Raw genomic sequence first — 16,341 nt, 5'->3', positions numbered from 1 at the left:
CGCCCCCCGTTCGCCCGGGGCCCCGATTTTCCGGCCCAAACAGCGGGGGGGCCGCCGCGGAATTTCGACCGGTCCACCTCCAACGGCGCTTGTGATGCGCTCACGTGCTTGGCATAGACAGGGCATGACCGGACCCCGATATCCCGACCTCATCGCCAAATTGCCCTCCACCGTGCCTTTTGTCGGGCCCGAGGTGCAGGAGCGCCAGCGCGGCGCGCCCTTTCTTGCCCGCCTTGGCGCCAACGAGAACGTCTTCGGCCCGTCGCCCTTTGCCGTGGCTGCGATGCAGGACGCGGCAGGTCAGGCCTGGCAATATGCAGACGCCACGAATTATGACCTGATCCGCGCCATCTCGGCCCGGATGGGCGTGCGCCCCGACAACATCATCATCGGCGAAGGCATCGACGGCTTGCTGGGGTATCTCGTGCGCCTGCTGGTCGCGCCCGGCGATCCCGTGGTGACATCGGATGGCGCCTACCCCACGTTCAACTACCACGTGGTGGGCTATGGCGGCACGCTGCACAAGGTGCCGTTCCGCAACGATCACGAGGACATCGACGCGCTGATGGCCAAAGCCGCCGAAGTCGACGCCAAGATCGTCTACCTGTCCAACCCGGACAATCCGATGGGCAGCTGGCACAGCGCCGCAAAAATCGAAAAGGTGCTCGACGCCTTGCCCGACGGCACCCTTCTTCTTCTGGATGAGGCCTATATCGAGTTCGCGCCCGAGGGCACATCCCCCGAGATCGACGCGGACGATCCCCGCGTGATCCGCATGCGCACCTTTTCCAAGGCATTCGGCCTGGCCGGGGCGCGGGTGGGCTATGGCATCGGTGCGCCCGATCTGATCAAGAGTTTCGACAAGGTGCGTAATCATTTCGGCATGTCGCGCATCTCGCAGGCCGGCGCGCTGGCCGCCTACGAGGACGAAGCCTGGCTGGACGAGGTCATCACCCTTGTGGCCGAGGCACGGGAACGGATCGCGGCCATTGCCAAGACCAATGGTCTTTCCCCCCTGCCCTCGGCCACCAATTTCGTCACCGTCGAGTGTGGCGGCGACGGCGCGTTTGCCAAGTCGGTGCTGGGTGCGCTGATCGATCAGGGCGTCTTCGTGCGTATGCCCTTCGTCGCACCGGGGGATCGTTGCATCCGCATCAGCGCTGGCCGACCTGCCGATCTCGACATTCTCGAAGCGGCGCTGCCCAAAGCGCTTGAGATGGCGCGGCGATAGGCACCACCGGCGATCTTCACGAAAAATTATCGGGTTTGCTGCAGTTTCCCGCTGACGGATGGACGTTCTGCGCTATTCTGTCGCACAGTGATGCCGAAAACGACAGTGGAGAGGCCGATGGATCACCACCATCCCAAGCGGGTCGAGGATTACACGACCGCCAATCTCATCCTGATCTTCATCAACCTTCTTTGGATCTTCGGGGTGATCTGGGCGCATTTCGGTCTGGTCGCGGTCATCCTGACAGGTTGGGCGCTGAACCAGGGGATCACCCGGCTGGCCCATTACAAAGCCAGCCGCGCGATCCAGTGGTCGCGAAAGTCAGACGCCTGAAATCACCTTCGCCGCCTCGGCCACGCCCGCCGCGCGATGCGGAATGTCGAGTGCTGCAAGGCCAGCCTCCACGACACCAAGAAGCCCAAGGATCATGTGGGCGTTGACATGCCCCATATGGCCGAACCGGAAATACCCGTCACTTTTCGGGTCGTCGGCAGTGCCCATCCCCAACCCGATCCCCAGCGTGACCCCCGCCTGATCGGCGCACCAGCGGCGCAGCGCGGTGCCGTGCGGCTTGCCGATCGACAGCGCCGTGACCGCGTGGCTGCGATGCGCGCGATCACTGATATTGAGCCGCAGAGGCCCGCCCTGTCCCCAATGTTCCACCGCGGCCCAGATCGCTTGGGCCAGGGTTGCGTGCCGTGCCCAGATTGCCTCCATCCCTTCGGCGTGGATCATGTCGAGCGCGGTGCGCAGGCCGTAGAGGTGATGGGTCGGGGCCGTGCCGCTGAAATACTGGTAGAACGCCTCAGGCTCGGACCGGTTGGTCCAGTCCCAGTACATGCTCACATGTTTCAGTCTGCGGCGCGCCTCGGCGGCCTTGTCGTTGAAGAACACGAACCCCAGCCCCGGCGGGCACATCAGCCCCTTCTGCGAGCCGGTCAGCGCCACATCCACGCCCCAGGCATCCATTTCGAACCGGTCGCACCCCATCGAGGCAATGCAATCGGCCAGCAGCAGCGCTGGATGGCCCAGATCGTCAAGGATCTGCCGCAGCGGCGCGAATTTGTTGCGGTTCGAGCTTGATGTGTCCACATGCACCGCCAACACAGCCTTGTAAGCATGGGTGCTGTCCGCCCTGAGCGCGTCTTCCACCCGGGACGGATCAATCGGCCCGCCATTGCCGAACTCCAGCACATCGACCTCAAGTCCGCGCGCCTCTGCGATCCGACTCCAGGACTGGGCGAAATGGCCGGTCGACAACACGAGAACCTTTTCCCCGATGCCGACCGTGTTCGCCAAGGCCGCTTCCCACGCGCCGTGTCCGTTGCTGATATAGATCGCCACATGTCCGTCCGTGCATGCCACACGCTTCAGATCCGCCGTCAGCCCGGGCATCATGTCTGGCAGTTCGCCTTCATAAATGTTGGGCGACGCCCGATGCATGGCCCGCAGAACGGCGTCCGGCACCACGGACGGGCCGGGAATGGCAAGATAGGTGCGACCATTGGCAAGCGACATAAGCAACCTCGACAGGATGGGAGTGTCCTGCCGACCGGCAGGTTCGGGCGCACCCTACCCCGCCCAGCCGCACCGTCAATAACGCACGGTGCTTGCCAGCGCGCGCCGCAGTCTCTACATCCGCGCCTGACGCGAAAGGGACCGGATGCTGGGACGACTTTGGACAAAGATCGAAGATGCAGAGCGCAAGCTGCGTCGGTCCTTCGGCAAGGATATCACCGATCCGCGGGCGCGGCGGTGGTCGGCGTTTCACTACCACGTGTTCGACCATGCCTTTCTGCGGACCTTCTGGACCAATTTCTTCGAGGTGGCGCCGGGTGTCTACCGGTCGAACCAGCCGACCCATGCACGGTTCGAGAAATACAAGGCGATGGGGATCAAGACCGTCGTGAACCTGCGCGGCGAGGACAAGTACGCGCATTACCTCTTTGAAAAGGAAACCTGCGAGGCGCTGGGGCTCAAGCTCCTGAATGCAAAGCTGCAGGCGCGCAACGCCGTCAGCCGAAAAAAGATCGTGCATGTGATCGACACGCTGCGCATGGCCGAAAAGCCTTTTGTGTTTCACTGCAAATCGGGCGCGGATCGCGCGGGGTTTGTGGCTGCGCTCTACCTGATGGTGTTCGAGAACAAGCCGGTCGAAATTGCGCGCAAGCAATTGTCGATCCGGTATATCCATCTCGATTTCACCGCCACCGGCGTGCAGGACTACATCCTCGAGGTCTATGCCGCGCGCAACGCCCGCAGCCCCATCGGCTTCGAGGACTGGATTCGCACCGAATATGACGCAACCGCGATCCAGACCGGGTTCGACACGAAAACGCCTGCGGACCAGCTGAGCCTGCCTCCGGCTCTCGCGACGTGACCGAAGCCGCGGTCAATCCGCGGGGCCTGCTCCTGTGGGTCTGGAGAGGCTACCTCGTCCGGCACTGGCGGCTTCTGATCGTCGCGATGGTTTTCATGGCGCTCGAAGGCAGCATGTTCGGCGCGCTGTCCTACATGATGAAACCGATGTTCGACCGCGTCTTCGTGGGAGGCGACGGCGATGCCATTCTCTGGGTCGGGCTTCTGTTCCTCGGCATCTTCGTGGTCCGCGCGGTGGCCAGCATCGTTCAGAAAGTGCTCCTGACACGAATCTCGCAGCTGTCTGTCGCGGACATCCGGCAGGACCTTCTGGCGCATCTCATGGTGCTCGACAGCGCCTATCACCAGACCCATTCGCCGGGCTACCTGATGCAGCGTGTCGAAGGCGATGTGGATGCGATTTCAAAGGTCTGGCGGACAATCATCACCGGGGCCGGCCGCGACGTGATCGCGCTTGTGTCACTCTTTGCCGTGGCGATCTCGGTGGATTGGCGGTGGACGCTTGTGGCGCTTCTTGGCGCGCCGATCCTTGTGGCACCGTCGATGATCCTGCAGCGTTACGTGCGCAAGAAGGCCCGCCGCGCCCGCGACGTGGCCGCCAACCTGTCGGTGCGGTTGAACGAGGCGTTCCACGGCATTGTCCCGGTCAAACTCAACGCACTGGAGGACTATCAATCCCTGCGCTATCGCACGCTCACCGAGGAGCGGGTCAAGGTCGAAACCAGCAGTGCACTTGGTCAGGCCATGATCCCGGGACTCATCGACATCATGGCCGGTCTCGGGTTCATGGGAGTGCTCTTCTACGGCGGCAGCGAGATCCTGTCGGGCGAGAAAACAGTCGGCGATTTCATGGCCTTCTTCACTGCTATTGGCCTGGCGTTTGAACCGTTGCGGCGGCTTGGCAACGTGGCCGGTGTCTGGCAGGTGGCCGCCGCCGGGATCGAACGCATCCGCCAGATCCTGGAGACCGAACCGCAACTGCGCAGCCCCGCCAGACCGAAGCCCGCGCCAACCGGGATTCCCGAGATCGTCCTGCAGGATGTCTCTCTATCCTACGGTGATCGCAGCGTTCTGAACGGATGCAGCTTTACCGCGAACGCCGGAGAGACCACGGCGCTCGTCGGCCCGTCGGGTGCGGGAAAATCCACGATCTTCAATGTTCTGACCCGGCTTGTTGATCCATCACATGGACATGTGACCATAGGTGGCGTGCCTGTCACGGACATCGCCCTCGATGATCTGCGTGGCCTCTTTTCGGTCGTGTCACAAGAGGCGCTGCTCTTTGACGATACGGTGCGGGAAAACATCCTTCTGGGTCAGACCGGCGTGTCCGAGACCGAACTGAGGCGCGCGCTCGATGCCGCGCATGTCTCGGACTTCCTGCCGCACCTGTCGGACGGATTGAACACCCCCGTCGGGCCGCGCGGCTCGGCCCTGTCAGGGGGGCAGCGGCAGAGAGTGGCGATTGCCCGCGCGCTGCTTCGCAACCGGCCCATCCTGCTGCTGGATGAGGCGACATCCGCGCTCGACACCGGATCAGAGGCCAAGGTGCAGGACGCCATCGACGAGTTGTCCAAGGGGCGCACTACTTTGGTGATCGCGCACCGGCTGTCCACCATCCGCGACGCGCAGAAGATCATCGTCATGGATCAGGGACGTGTCATCGAAGAGGGCACACACGACGCGCTCCTCGCACAGTCCGGCACCTATGCCGCGCTCCACCAGATGCAAAGCCGCGACTAACCCAGAAGCGCCGCTTGCGTGTCCTTGTCCCATCCAAGATAAAGCGCATCGCCATCGGAAATCAGCGGCCGTTTCATGAGCTTGGGATGTGCGATCAACAGCGCTTTGGGCGCCTTGCCACGCTCGCTGTCGTCCAGACCTCGCCATGTCGTTGACTTGGTATTCAGCACTTTATCACCAAACTGTGAAATTGCTTGATCCAGTATACTTTCGGGTACCGAAGTCGTTGAAACATCGACCAATTCTGCGTTTGGCAATGCTTTCAATGCTTTACGACAGGTGTCACAATTCTTGAGTCCGTAGAGGATCATTTTCCGCTCCTGTGTCTGGCCAAGTGACCCCGGGCGCGCCGTGTCGAAAATTGCGCAGGGCACTTGTTTTTGGGGTGTTTAGGTCAATCTCATGATTGTGACGGGGTGTCGCAGATTGCAGACCCGGTCGCAACTGAAGCGGCCCGCAGAGGTCAAACATGACGACAGAAGGAGACACGGGATAATGCCGAACGGTACCGTGAAATGGTTCAACGCCACGAAAGGCTATGGCTTTATTTCCCCGGAAGATGGCGGCAAGGATGTGTTCGTTCACATCTCCGCCGTACAGCAATCCGGGATGGACGGTCTGAGCGATAACCAGAAGGTCAGCTTTGAGATGACCGAAGGACGCGATGGCCGCAAGATGGCGTCGAACCTCACAGCTCTCTGACAGGTCAGGCGGATTGCAGCCGTTTCGCCTCTTGGCGGGCCAGACGGATCAATTCCGCGACAAATGGTTTGTCCGTGTCCACGCTTCGCGTGGCAGCGTATAGCCTGCGTGTCACGCCGTTTTCCGTCAAAGGTCGTGTGACGTAGTCTGAGCTGTACTTGACTTCGCGCACCACCCAGTCGGGCAGCACAGACACGCCCCTGTTTGAAGCGACCAAGAGCAGAATCACGGCCGTCAGTTCAACCTGACGGACAGCCGCCGGTTCGACTTTTGACGGGATCAGCAATTGGCTGAACACGTCCAGACGTGACCGCTCCACCGGGTAAGTGATGAGCGTCTGCCCCCGAAAATCCTCGGCATCGACATAGGGTTTTTCGGCCAGCGGATGCGCGGCCGAAGCGACAAAGACCGCGTTGTAGTCGAAAAGCTCGGTGAAGGTGACGCCGGGAATGTCCTCGGGGTCGGACGACACGACGAGATCGACCTCTTCCTTCTGCAGGGCCGGCAACGCGTCAAAGGCAAGACCCGGGCGGATGTCGACATCCACATCCGGCCAGCTTTTGCGGAACGCCTCCAGTACCGGGAACAGCCATTCGAAACAGGCGTGACATTCAATGGCGATGTGCATCCGCCCGGTCGACCCGCCGCGCAGCCCTTCGAATTCGGCGGCCAGAGCTTCGACCTGCGGCAGGACCTGATTGGCCAGCCGCAAGAGCCGCATCCCCGCCGCGGACAGTTTCATCGGCTTGGAGCGCCGCACAAACAGCTCCACCCCCGCCTGATCCTCAAGCGCCTTGATCTGATGGCTGAGCGCCGATTGCGTGATGTTGAGCTGATCCGCAGCCTTGGCCACCCCGCCATATTCGTGAATGGCCTTGATCGTGCGCAGATGACGGAACTCGATGTGCATTATCAACTGATCTCATGTTCAAGATTAGATTTATGAGTTTGTCTCACAATGCTGCGTGTGCGACAAGAGCTTCAACGCCATCAAGGAACACGTCGATGACAACTCCGTCCGTTTCGTTCGAATTCTTCCCGCCCCAGAACCTCGAAGCCTCTTTCCGTCTGTGGGACACCGTTCAGGTGCTTGCCCCGCTGCAGCCGCGGTTTGTATCCGTGACCTACGGCGCAGGCGGCACAACCCGCGATCTGACGCGCGAGGCGGTGGCAACGCTGCACAAATCCTCGGGCCTGCCGGTTGCCGCGCACCTCACCTGCGTGAACGCGACGCGCGCCGAGACCCTTGCCATCGCGCAGGATTTCGCCGCAGCCGGTGTGACCGACATCGTGGCCCTGCGCGGCGATCCGCCCAAAGGCGCCAACGGGTTTGTCCCCCACCCCGAAGGATTTGCCTCGAGCGTGGAGCTGATCGAGGGGCTGCGCGAGGCCGGTGATTTCACCATCCGCGTCGGCGCCTATCCCGACACCCATCCAGAAGCGGCGGACGCACAGGCGGATGTGTCCTACCTCAAGCGCAAGTTCGACGCCGGCGCATCCGAAGCACTGACGCAGTTCTTCTTCGAGGCCGAGACCTTCTTCCGCTTCCGCGATGCCTGCGAAAAGGCCGGGATCGACAAGCCGGTGACACCGGGCATCCTGCCGATCGAGAACTGGAAGGGCGCTGTCCGCTTTGCCCAGCGCTGCGGCACGCATATCCCGGCCTGGGTTGTGGAGGCCTTCGAAAAAGCAGAGCGTGACGGGCGCGAAGATCTGCTGGCGACCGCGATCTGTGCAGAGCTCTGCTCTGACCTGATCGACGGCGGGGTCGATACTCTGCACTTCTACACGCTCAACCGTCCGGAACTGACCCGCGATGTGTGCCACGCGCTTGGCGTGACCCCCAAGCTTGACCTCAAGAACGTCGCTTAATCCGACGCACCTCCCAAAGCGGCGGTCAGTCTGGCCGCCGTTTCCTTGACCGCAGTCCCAAGGCTGTCGATGCGTTCATCGGGGATGCGGGCTGACGGGCCCGAGATCGACACCCCGGCAATCGGCTCTCCATGCATGTCGAACACGGGCGCTGCGATACAGCGCATGCCGTCGTTTTTTTCCTCCGCATCAAAGGCATAGCCCCGCGAGCGGGTTTTGGCCAGATCCTCGGCCAGCGCCTCGGGAGTGACCAGCGTGTGTTCGGTGAATGCCGTCAGCTTGTGGCGGCGGATGATCGCCGCGACCTCCTTGTCGTCCATCTGCGCCAGAAGCGCCTTGCCGATGCCTGAGGAATGCATTGGCGACATGGTGCCCGGCGGAAAAAACGCGCGGATGTTGTGATGGGTCTCGACCTGGCTCAGGAACAGGACCAGCCCGTCGCGGGACACGCCCAGATTGGCGGTCTCTTCGGTCTTCTGCATCAGTTCCCGCAGAAACGGGCGTGCCCGCTCGACCAGCGATGTGCGCCGCAGAAACCGCGACCCGATGTGAAACGCCCCTGCCCCGATATGCCAGGTCTGCGCCACGGGATCGAAATCGACCATGTTGCGCCCCTCGAAGGTCGACAGCACCCGGTAGACGGTGGCCGGTGATTGATCTAGGTCTTCGGACAGATCGGTCAGCGTCGCACCGCCGCGTTCGCTCAGCCGTTCAAGGATGACCAGCGCCCGATCCAGCGATTTGATCTTGTTCTGCTCGGTCGTATCGCTCCAAGCGCGGGGCCGTCCCCGTGCCCGCCGTTCCGGCCCTGTCTCCGCATTCATGCCCGCACCTGCGCCCTGAATTGTCTCGATACAAAAAAGATTTTTACAATGTGAAAAAATCAGAGTTGAAATGCAAGCGCTAACGCACAGGTGTGCGGCAGAAGGGCAAAGGACAGTCGCCATGCGCATCGTCATCCACGGGTTCGGTCGGATCGGCCGCGTGATCCTGCGGCAAATCCTGACCAATCCAGCCCATGCGGGGATCGAGGTGGTGGCCGTCAATGACCTCGCCGCGCCCGAGACCTGCGCCTATCTCTTCACCTATGACAGTGTCTTCGGCCCCCTGCCCGGCGGAGCGAGCCTCAGGGATGGCGCGCTGCAGGCCGGTGGCAGGTCCATTCCGTTGTTGACCGGGGTCAGGATGGCTGACCTGCCCCTGGCAGACGTCGATCTGCTGCTCGACTGCACCGGCGCCACCAAGGACCGCGCCACCGCCGAAGGGGCCCTGACCGCTGGCGCGCGGGCCGTTCTGATCTCCGGCCCCTCGGACATTGCCGACATCACCATCGTCAAAGGCGCGAATGACGAGCGCATCGACGATCATCGCATCGTCTCGAACGCATCCTGCACCACCAACGCGCTGGCCCCGCTGCTGCGCGATCTGGACACGCGGTTTGGCCTAATCCGGGGCCATATGACGACGATCCATTGTTACACCGGCAGCCAGCCGATGGTGGATGCGCCGCGCGGGCCGGACCTTGCCCGCAACCGCGCCGGTGCCGTGAGCATGGTGCCCACCACCACCAGCGCCGCCAAGCTGATCGACCGCGTGCTGCCCGATCTGGCCGGGCGTGTAACCGGGGCCGCCGTGCGCGTGCCTGCGATCAGCGTGTCGGCGGTGGACCTTGTGGTGCGTCTGGCCAACCCTCCTAAAGACCCCGCCAACGCCCTGCGCACCCTCGCCGACGCAAATCCGGTGATCGGTCTGGTCGAGGACCCGTGTGTCTCGGTCGATCTGCGCGCACGGACCGAGTCGCTGGTGATCGCGCCGAACGAGACGATGGAAACCGGCGACCAGATCCGCATTTTCGGCTGGTATGACAACGAATGGGGCTTCTCCGCCCGCATGCTCGATGTCGCGCGAATGATGCACAATCGCGGCAAATAACGCTGGATTGTTGCCAGGTCGCCCAGTTTGGCCTCTAATACGCTGCAAAGAACAGGCAAACCTGCCATCCCGAGGCCATCGGAGCAGCAGATGGGCAACGAGACCGACATAACCGTCAGCGACGGCACAGCGCAGATCGCGCTGACGGCTGGACCATCGGCGCGGCTGACAACCGCGATGCTCGAGGCCATCGACACGGGGCTGGACCGGGCAACGGGCGACCCCGGCGTCGATATCATCGTCCTGCGCGGCAAGGGTCCGATCTTTCCCTCGGGCATCACGGTCCCCCAAGGCGGCGGCGATGATCGAACCAACCGCCTCTCGGTGCTGTGCCGCCGGATCGAGCTGTGCCCCAAACCGGTTGTCATGGTCCTGACCGGCGCGGTTGTGGGGGCGGGCGTTGAACTGGCGATTGCGGCGCATTACCGGCTGATCCACCAGCAGACGCGCATCGGCTTTCCCAACGCGAGACTGGGCCTTGTCCCAAGCGCCGGAGCGACCCAGCGCCTGCCCCGCCTTCTGGGCGCCGAGGCGACGCTGGACCTGTTGATCGGCGGCAGCCTGATGCCAGTTGCGGGCGGCAATCTTGCGCCTCTTGCCGACCTGCTTTTCGATGACACACCCGACGCCGCCATCCAGAGCTTTACCGCCGGACTGCGTGCGGACGGCGCACACCCCCGCCCGACCGCCGATCTGCGCACGGGCTTTGCCGACGGCACCGCGTATCAGGCCGCCATCGCGAGGGTTCGCGCGCGCACCGAGGCATCACCCGAAGTCGCGCCGCAGAAAATCCTCGCGGCCGTCGAGGCGGCGATGCTGTTGCCGATCGAGGCGGGCCTTGCCTTTGAAGAGGCCGCTGCCGAAGACTGCTCGGAGACCGAACAGTCGCGGGCGCTCTCGCATCTCTTTCATGCGGAACAGAAAGTCACTGCGCAGACCCGGCGCAACGACCTGCCCGAGATTGCCGCCATCGGTATTCTGGGCGGCAGCCAGAGCGCGGTGCAGATCGCCGTGTGCGCGATTGAAGCGGGGCTCGCCCTGCATTGGTTCATAAAGGATCCCGGCCAGCACCGCGAAGCCATCGGCCATGTCCGCCAGATGCTCAAACACGCGGTTCAGTCCGGGCGCATCCCGTCCGAGCGGGCGAGGCAGGGGCTGCAGGCGCTGCGCGGCGGGGACGCGCCCGACATTCTCGACGGTGCGCAGATTGTCCTGCGGGCCACACGCGGTCAGCGGGGTGCGCCCGTGCCGCCCGGAGTGCCCATCGCCCACAGCCTGCCCGGCACCGATCCGCGCCTCGCCCTGCATTTCGCTGCGCCTGCCGCCACGGCGCGTCTGCTCGAGGTGGTTCTGGGACCTGAAGCAACTGAGGACGACCGCCGCCTCGCGCTTGGCCTGGCAAGACGCATGAACAAGATCGCCGTGATCCAGACAACCTCCGGCTCTGCCCTCTCCGAAAGACTGCTCCAGACGCTCTGGCGTGTCGCGGACGCGCTGGTGGATCTCGGCCAGTCCCCGTTCACAATCGATGCCGCCCTGCGCGACTGGGGCATGGCGCATCCACCCTATGATCTGGCCGACCGCACCGGGCTGGATATCGTGGCTCGCCATGCCCGTACCGAAGGCGCACAGAACTGGTCCGCACATCTGCTGCAACTGGGCCGCCAGGGCCGCGCCGACGGACGTGGCTTCTACCTGACCGGCACCGATGGCACGCCGGACCGCGACCCCGATGTGCAGCACGGCATCAATGCACAGCGCGCACCGCAATCGACCCTGCCCCCCGGGCAGATCACCCGTCTGATGATCGGCGCTCTGGCCAATGCCGGGGCAAGAGCCCTGCGCGAAGGCGTGGTGCCACGGGCCTCCGATATCGACGTGCTGTCGGTCTTCGCCCATCTGGTGCCGTCCTGGCGCGGCGGTGTCATGCATGCCGCAGGCGCGGGCGGCCTTCTGGCGACAACCCGCGCGATGCAGGCGCTCGATCATCCGGATCGTGATCTCTGGACCCCCGATCCGGTCTTTGCAGAGCTCATCAAGAACGGGCGCAGTTTCGACGATCTCTGACCGCGCGACGGCGGAAATCGCACGATCCTCTGGTTTGCCGCCGCAAGCCTGCTAGATTTCCCGCACAGACCAGACACAGGAGCGCGCCATGATCATCCACCACGCCGGCGACCGACCGTCGCAAGCCGCCAACAGCGAATACTTCACCGGCACGGTCCGGTTCGATCCGGTGGTGTCCGGTGACGACCCCTCTCCGGTCAAGATCCTGATGGTGACATTCGAACCCGGCGCGCGCACCGCATGGCACACCCACCCCGCCGGCCAGACCCTGCACATCGTGTCAGGCCTCGGCCTCGCCGCGTCCGAAGGGCAGCCGGTGCAGGTTCTGCGTCCGGGCGACTCTGTCTGGTTCGCGCCCGGCGAGCGGCACTGGCATGGGGCCTCCCCCGACTGCGCAATGACGCATCTCGCGGTGCAGACCGCCGTCGAGGGAAAAACCGCCAACTGGATGGAGCATGTGTCCGACGCGGACTACAACGGTCCTCGAGCCGAGTGAACCAAGCGGCGCTCAGCCGAGGAAAATCCCCAGGATCACCAGCATCAGCCCCAGCACAGACACGAAGAGCGACCCAAGGTTGATCGGCATCACCCGCTTGACCTCGTCCCGCAGCGCCTCGTCACTCAGCCCCGCCCTGCGCGCCTTGTTGACCCGCAGGATGCAATAGACCAGCCCGCACAATCCAACGAGGGACAGCGCCGCGCCCGACCAGATCAGTATGTCCATGATACGCTCCCGCGATGGCTGTGGTCCCAAGGGGCGGTAATTCATCCCCCGCCCGCTGACAAGCCCTTGAAGGCCCCCGCCACCCTCGCTACGAACCTCTCAGACCGAACAGGAGCAGACCGATGGACGACAGCGCAATCGAAGCCAACTACCGCGTCACCGCAGATGAACTGCGCCAGTTCATCGAACGGTTCGAGCGTCTGGAGATGGAAAAGAAAGACATCGCCGACCAGCAGAAAGAGGTCATGGCCGAGGCCAAGGCGCGCGGCTATGACACCAAGGTCATGCGCAAGGTGATTGCCCTGCGCAAGCGTGAGCCGGACGACATTGCCGAAGAAGAAGCCGTGCTCGAAATGTACAAGGAAGCGCTGGGGATGCGCTGACCGCGACGTCAGAAACCGATCCAGCCGGACGTTTCCGCCTTTGCGCGCGTTTTCGCGACAAGCGACATGCCGGATTGCACGAGTCCAAAGCCCGGCGCCGCCCCCAGTTTGTAGAAGTGGTCGGCATCACCTTTCCGCTCGTCCCATTTCAGGGATTTTGGCCCTTTGTCACGCCCGCCCTTGGACGTGCTCTCATAGGTCTTTCCATTGATCACCAGCCAGACATGGCCGACCTGCTTCTTTTCGACATTCCCGCGTGAATCCCGCACGAGATTGCCGTCCTCATCGCGCTTGGCGATCGTATCGCGAAACCCGATACGCACCACGTCGTCCCGCAACTCGGCATCCTTGAGGTAATCGGCCCGCGTGTGCGATCCGTCGCTCGCGATCTTCGTCCGCTGGGTCACGCTGCCCGAGGGGAGGTTCACATTGTCCACGGTCGATTGAAAAATCACGTATTCCACAAATCCCGAACAATCGAGCTGTGAAATCTCCGATACGGATTTGGTCAGCGGCTTCACCTTGCCGACCATGCCCCTCATCTCGTAGCGGATGGAGGATGCCAACAGGTCATCCAGCACGGTTGCAAGTTTGATGGTGTTGAATTGCATGGCGCAAATCCTGAGTTGAGAAGAAATTTTTCAAAAAATGCGGCCCTGAAAAAGCAGCGCGCGTGCAAAGCCTACCCGAGTCGGGGTCATCCGACAATTCAGGGAATGCCGAGCTGCGTCAGGGCGCGATCAAACTCACACCGGGCATGCGCGCGATATCGAACAGGTCTTCCTCGTACTGCTCGGTCAGATCCTGAACCAGATGGGTGTCCCATTCGGGAAGATCGAACTGATGCTCCACTTTGGACGGATCGGCATATTTGTCGAGAAACGCCACCATGACCCGACGGATCTGGATCTCGGTCAGCTTGGGCTTTTCGGCAAGGTACGCCCGGAAACGGGTCATGCCCTCCTGCGAGGTGATGTCCGCCATCCGCGAATAGGCCCCGGCAATCGGGTGCGTCGGCTCGACCCCGGCCAGTTCTCGGATCACTTCGCCCCAGATCAGCGGACTGTCCTCGTCGCACCACACCGTGACCGGCACATCCGGCACCGCCTGCGTAATCCGCCCGATCAGGTCCGACCACCGGATCTGCATCGGATCGAGCCCCTGCAGAAGCTGGTTGATCTGCTCGTGCGGGGTCGCCTTGAGAAGCGCCGGAAGAAATGTCGCCGGATTGCGCAACGCGATAAAGATTTCGACGGAATCGCCGGCGAAGATCGTGCGCAGGATGCTCAATCGCTGCTCGGCCTTGCGATAGACCACGCCGCCCTGGAACGCGATCTTGGGCACGGAGAACAGGTTCTCATGTGACAGGATCACCCGGTCCACATGTTCCGGCGAGTCATCGAGGATCGTGTCGAGCAGCACCTCCCGCGTCGCAGGCGCAGGCAAACCATCGCCCAGGGCATTCAACATCTCCGAAATGGTCTTGCGGTATCGACCCGGCCCCGGAATCGCCACCCCCAAAGGCCGCAGATCATCCCGATTGCGCAAGAGCGTCTTGAACAGCCGGTCGCTGTCGGTTTCATGAAGGCCCGTGTGAAGAACAACCTGCATCGGAATTCGCGTGTCTTGCTGCGTCACCGAACTATACGCGCACCCGCCCGGATGCAAACCGTGATTGGCAAAACCCGGAGATCGGCAAAACCCGGAGCAAATCGCAAACGGGGTCAGATTGCCTCTTGCACACCCGCGCGACTGTCAGTAATCACGCCTCCGGAGCCCCTATAGCTCAGCTGGTAGAGCAACTGATTTGTAATCAGTAGGTCCGCGGTTCGAGTCCGTGTGGGGGCACCATTTCTTCAGCTAACTCATTGGTATCACTCCAGCTTTTAGCCACTGCTAGGAGCCGTAGACCATGTCGGAGACCATTTCACGCCCGTTCACTTTCACCAAAGACGGGGTTTTCTACTTCACCCGTCGAATCCCGAAAGAGCTGAAGCACCACTATTCGTCACCTCGAATCGCATACTCTCTGCGCACCAAATCACCCAAGGTCGCTGAAGCGCGGGCCAAAAAAGCTGCCGAACAGCTCGACGAGTACTGGTATCTGTTGCGTTCGCGTGACGCTAACCTGCCCGGTCACCATATGCTCAGGATGGGACAAGCTGGTGTTGGAAGCAGCACCGCACCCCAACCCGCCGTCACTTCGTCATCTGTGCTTTTGTCGGAAGCCGTGGGCATCTACCTGCAACAGAAAGGCAAGAACCGCCCTGCCACCTTCCAAAGGGCTGCAGAGAGGTCCTGTGGCTATGTCATCGACGCCTGCGGCGACAAACACCTCGAAGCCTACACAAAGGCAGACGCGAACGCCTTTCGTGATGCGCTGATCGCACGAGGTCTGGCAGGCAGTAGCATGACGCGGGTGTTTGGCACTGTCCGCGCCGTGACCAACTTTGCGGCTAGTGAACAGGGTCTCACCCTGAACAACCCATTCACGGGCGTCTACTATGACCGCGACGCTGGCGTCTCAGATCGGGCACCCTTCTCTGTTGAAGACCTGAAGGCGGTGCAGTCCAAGTGTCGCGAACATGATGACGACCTTCGCTGGCTTGTGGCGCTTGTGTCTGACACCGGGCTGCGCCTCGCTGAAGCCGCTGGGATGACCCGTGGCGATTTCATGCAAGCAGCCGACGGTTCCCTGTTTGCGCGTGTCCGTCCTCATCCTTGGCGTCGTCTCAAGACCAAAGGCAGCGAACGCGATGTGCCGCTCGAAGGGGAAGCACTGTGGGCAGCGCAACGCATACTTGCCCAGAAGACACCCTCTGAGTTCGCCTTCCCACGCTACAACAAGAAAGACACCACCAATGCCAACGCTGCCAGTGCTGCGCTGAACAAATGGATGAAAGAACACGTGTCTGAAGGATGCTCGATGCACAGCTTCCGTCACTCGATGCGGGATCGACTACGGGCTGTCGAATGTCCTGCAGACATCGTGGATCAGATCGGGGGTTGGCAGACCGATGGCGTTGGCCACGGATACGGCAAAGGTTACCCGTTGGACGTCCTGAGGAAGTGGATCAAGAAAGTCACGTGAGCCGACATGGTCTACGGCTCCTAGCAGTGGCTAAAAGCTGGAGTGATACCAATGAGTTAGCTGAAGAAATGGTGCCCCCACACGGAGGTTGTGATCCTCCTACAGGCACTTCTTCAGCCAGTATCCCCAGCAAAATAAGGCCTATCGCCATCGACCATCCGGCGTCAAGAGGCACCAGATGGTCTACGGTTTGGTCTACGGTGACCTGCAGTATCCT

General features: G+C 62.3%; 18 protein-coding genes and 1 tRNA gene. 12 read left to right on the top strand and 7 right to left on the bottom strand.

Going from position 1 to position 16,341, the window contains the following annotated elements:
• Positions 1 to 124 precede the first annotated feature (124 nt).
• Together MRY75_RS19530 and MRY75_RS19525 are read left to right on the top strand one after the other, a co-directional pair.
• Complete coding sequence (locus MRY75_RS19530) at positions 125 to 1,231, top strand: pyridoxal phosphate-dependent aminotransferase (RefSeq protein WP_292309649.1); 1,107 nt, start codon at positions 125 to 127, stop codon at positions 1,229 to 1,231.
• Between the two features lie 117 nt (positions 1,232 to 1,348).
• Complete coding sequence (locus MRY75_RS19525; protein WP_292309648.1) at positions 1,349 to 1,564, top strand: histidinol phosphate aminotransferase; 216 nt, start codon at positions 1,349 to 1,351, stop codon at positions 1,562 to 1,564.
• On the opposite strand, the gene MRY75_RS19520 is transcribed toward MRY75_RS19525, so the two are convergent.
• The gene (locus MRY75_RS19520; RefSeq protein ID WP_292309647.1) at positions 1,553 to 2,749 is read right to left on the bottom strand and encodes an aminotransferase class V-fold PLP-dependent enzyme; all 1,197 of its coding nucleotides are present in this window, start codon (positions 2,747 to 2,749) and stop codon (positions 1,553 to 1,555) included. The two genes, MRY75_RS19525 and MRY75_RS19520, sit on opposite strands and share 12 nt — an antisense overlap.
• Positions 2,750 to 2,894: 145 nt before the next feature.
• Between MRY75_RS19520 and MRY75_RS19515 the strand changes: the two genes are divergently transcribed.
• Together MRY75_RS19515 and MRY75_RS19510 are read left to right on the top strand one after the other, a co-directional pair.
• Positions 2,895 to 3,611, top strand: a complete 717-nt coding sequence (locus MRY75_RS19515) for a tyrosine-protein phosphatase (RefSeq protein WP_292309646.1) — start codon at positions 2,895 to 2,897, stop codon at positions 3,609 to 3,611.
• Positions 3,608 to 5,353, top strand: coding sequence for an ABC transporter ATP-binding protein (locus MRY75_RS19510; RefSeq protein ID WP_292309645.1), 1,746 nt, complete (start codon positions 3,608 to 3,610; stop codon positions 5,351 to 5,353). Before MRY75_RS19515 ends, MRY75_RS19510 begins: the two co-directional genes overlap by 4 nt.
• Here the strand turns inward: MRY75_RS19510 and MRY75_RS19505 are convergent.
• Positions 5,350 to 5,664, bottom strand: coding sequence for an ArsC/Spx/MgsR family protein (locus tag MRY75_RS19505; protein WP_292309644.1), 315 nt, complete (start codon positions 5,662 to 5,664; stop codon positions 5,350 to 5,352). The genes MRY75_RS19510 and MRY75_RS19505 overlap by 4 nt on opposite strands.
• 184 nt (positions 5,665 to 5,848) lie before the next feature.
• Between MRY75_RS19505 and MRY75_RS19500 the strand changes: the two genes are divergently transcribed.
• Positions 5,849 to 6,055, top strand: a complete 207-nt coding sequence (locus MRY75_RS19500) for a cold-shock protein (RefSeq protein ID WP_292309643.1) — start codon at positions 5,849 to 5,851, stop codon at positions 6,053 to 6,055.
• Between the two features lie 4 nt (positions 6,056 to 6,059).
• On the opposite strand, the gene MRY75_RS19495 is transcribed toward MRY75_RS19500, so the two are convergent.
• Positions 6,060 to 6,965 (bottom strand): LysR family transcriptional regulator, encoded by a 906-nt coding sequence (locus tag MRY75_RS19495; protein ID WP_292309642.1) that lies wholly within the window; start codon positions 6,963 to 6,965, stop codon positions 6,060 to 6,062.
• Between the two features lie 95 nt (positions 6,966 to 7,060).
• Here MRY75_RS19495 and metF point away from each other — a divergent pair, with 95 nt between their 5' ends.
• Positions 7,061 to 7,927, top strand: a complete 867-nt coding sequence (metF, locus tag MRY75_RS19490) for a methylenetetrahydrofolate reductase [NAD(P)H] (protein WP_292309641.1) — start codon at positions 7,061 to 7,063, stop codon at positions 7,925 to 7,927.
• Here the strand turns inward: metF and bhcR are convergent.
• The gene (gene bhcR / locus MRY75_RS19485) at positions 7,924 to 8,751 is read right to left on the bottom strand and encodes an HTH-type transcriptional regulator BhcR (protein WP_292309640.1); all 828 of its coding nucleotides are present in this window, start codon (positions 8,749 to 8,751) and stop codon (positions 7,924 to 7,926) included. The genes metF and bhcR overlap by 4 nt on opposite strands.
• A 121-nt stretch (positions 8,752 to 8,872) precedes the next feature.
• Between bhcR and MRY75_RS19480 the strand changes: the two genes are divergently transcribed.
• From MRY75_RS19480 to MRY75_RS19470, 3 genes are all read left to right on the top strand, one after another.
• Positions 8,873 to 9,859, top strand: a complete 987-nt coding sequence (locus MRY75_RS19480; protein ID WP_292309639.1) for a glyceraldehyde 3-phosphate dehydrogenase NAD-binding domain-containing protein — start codon at positions 8,873 to 8,875, stop codon at positions 9,857 to 9,859.
• Positions 9,860 to 9,949: 90 nt separating this feature from the next.
• Positions 9,950 to 11,926 carry an enoyl-CoA hydratase/isomerase family protein gene (locus MRY75_RS19475; RefSeq protein ID WP_292309638.1) on the top strand — a complete coding sequence of 659 codons (1,977 nt, stop codon included), beginning with the start codon at positions 9,950 to 9,952 and terminating at the stop codon, positions 11,924 to 11,926.
• An 88-nt stretch (positions 11,927 to 12,014) separates the two neighbouring features.
• Positions 12,015 to 12,422, top strand: a complete 408-nt coding sequence (locus MRY75_RS19470; RefSeq protein WP_292309637.1) for a cupin domain-containing protein — start codon at positions 12,015 to 12,017, stop codon at positions 12,420 to 12,422.
• Positions 12,423 to 12,434: 12 nt separating this feature from the next.
• On the opposite strand, the gene MRY75_RS19465 is transcribed toward MRY75_RS19470, so the two are convergent.
• A complete protein-coding gene (locus MRY75_RS19465) occupies positions 12,435 to 12,650 on the bottom strand; it encodes a hypothetical protein (protein ID WP_292309636.1) in 216 nt (71 codons plus the stop codon).
• A 122-nt stretch (positions 12,651 to 12,772) separates the two neighbouring features.
• On the opposite strand from MRY75_RS19465, the gene MRY75_RS19460 reads away from it, so the two are divergent.
• The gene (locus MRY75_RS19460) at positions 12,773 to 13,033 is read left to right on the top strand and encodes a DUF2312 domain-containing protein (RefSeq protein ID WP_292309635.1); all 261 of its coding nucleotides are present in this window, start codon (positions 12,773 to 12,775) and stop codon (positions 13,031 to 13,033) included.
• 8 nt (positions 13,034 to 13,041) lie between these two features.
• Here the strand turns inward: MRY75_RS19460 and MRY75_RS19455 are convergent, their stop codons facing one another.
• Positions 13,042 to 13,644: a hypothetical protein gene (locus tag MRY75_RS19455; protein WP_292309634.1), complete on the bottom strand. Its 603-nt coding sequence runs from the start codon at positions 13,642 to 13,644 to the stop codon at positions 13,042 to 13,044.
• 118 nt (positions 13,645 to 13,762) lie between these two features.
• Complete coding sequence (locus MRY75_RS19450) at positions 13,763 to 14,644, bottom strand: hypothetical protein (protein ID WP_292309633.1); 882 nt, start codon at positions 14,642 to 14,644, stop codon at positions 13,763 to 13,765.
• Positions 14,645 to 14,808: 164 nt separating this feature from the next.
• Here MRY75_RS19450 and MRY75_RS19445 point away from each other — a divergent pair.
• Both MRY75_RS19445 and MRY75_RS19440 read left to right on the top strand, forming a co-directional pair.
• Positions 14,809 to 14,884: transfer RNA gene (locus MRY75_RS19445), tRNA-Thr, on the top strand.
• Positions 14,885 to 14,945: 61 nt separating this feature from the next.
• On the top strand, positions 14,946 to 16,124 hold the full coding sequence (locus MRY75_RS19440; protein ID WP_292309632.1) for a DUF6538 domain-containing protein: 1,179 nt from the start codon (positions 14,946 to 14,948) through the stop codon (positions 16,122 to 16,124).
• Positions 16,125 to 16,341: the final 217 nt, after the last annotated feature.

It is taken from the genome of Marivita sp., from assembly GCF_022763305.1.
Taxonomy (GTDB): domain Bacteria; phylum Pseudomonadota; class Alphaproteobacteria; order Rhodobacterales; family Rhodobacteraceae; genus Marivita.
Note: the sequence above shows the minus strand (reverse complement) of the source record. Positions and strands in the feature narration are given on the sequence as shown.

Bases quoted from the DNA above. Each gene is read 5' to 3' on its own strand.
- MRY75_RS19530 (WP_292309649.1), top strand. From the start codon at position 125: ATGACCGGACCCCGATATCCCGACCTCATCGCCAAATTGCCCTCCACC.
- MRY75_RS19525 (WP_292309648.1), top strand. From the start codon at position 1,349: ATGGATCACCACCATCCCAAGCGGGTCGAGGATTACACGACCGCCAAT.
- MRY75_RS19520 (WP_292309647.1), bottom strand. From the start codon at position 2,749: ATGTCGCTTGCCAATGGTCGCACCTATCTTGCCATTCCCGGCCCGTCC.
- MRY75_RS19515 (WP_292309646.1), top strand. From the start codon at position 2,895: ATGCTGGGACGACTTTGGACAAAGATCGAAGATGCAGAGCGCAAGCTG.
- MRY75_RS19505 (WP_292309644.1), bottom strand. From the start codon at position 5,664: ATGATCCTCTACGGACTCAAGAATTGTGACACCTGTCGTAAAGCATTG.
- MRY75_RS19500 (WP_292309643.1), top strand. From the start codon at position 5,849: ATGCCGAACGGTACCGTGAAATGGTTCAACGCCACGAAAGGCTATGGC.
- MRY75_RS19495 (WP_292309642.1), bottom strand. From the start codon at position 6,965: ATGCACATCGAGTTCCGTCATCTGCGCACGATCAAGGCCATTCACGAA.
- metF (WP_292309641.1), top strand. From the start codon at position 7,061: ATGACAACTCCGTCCGTTTCGTTCGAATTCTTCCCGCCCCAGAACCTC.
- bhcR (WP_292309640.1), bottom strand. From the start codon at position 8,751: ATGAATGCGGAGACAGGGCCGGAACGGCGGGCACGGGGACGGCCCCGC.
- MRY75_RS19480 (WP_292309639.1), top strand. From the start codon at position 8,873: ATGCGCATCGTCATCCACGGGTTCGGTCGGATCGGCCGCGTGATCCTG.
- MRY75_RS19475 (WP_292309638.1), top strand. From the start codon at position 9,950: ATGGGCAACGAGACCGACATAACCGTCAGCGACGGCACAGCGCAGATC.
- MRY75_RS19470 (WP_292309637.1), top strand. From the start codon at position 12,015: ATGATCATCCACCACGCCGGCGACCGACCGTCGCAAGCCGCCAACAGC.
- MRY75_RS19465 (WP_292309636.1), bottom strand. From the start codon at position 12,650: ATGGACATACTGATCTGGTCGGGCGCGGCGCTGTCCCTCGTTGGATTG.
- MRY75_RS19460 (WP_292309635.1), top strand. From the start codon at position 12,773: ATGGACGACAGCGCAATCGAAGCCAACTACCGCGTCACCGCAGATGAA.
- MRY75_RS19455 (WP_292309634.1), bottom strand. From the start codon at position 13,644: ATGCAATTCAACACCATCAAACTTGCAACCGTGCTGGATGACCTGTTG.
- MRY75_RS19450 (WP_292309633.1), bottom strand. From the start codon at position 14,644: ATGCAGGTTGTTCTTCACACGGGCCTTCATGAAACCGACAGCGACCGG.
- MRY75_RS19440 (WP_292309632.1), top strand. From the start codon at position 14,946: ATGTCGGAGACCATTTCACGCCCGTTCACTTTCACCAAAGACGGGGTT.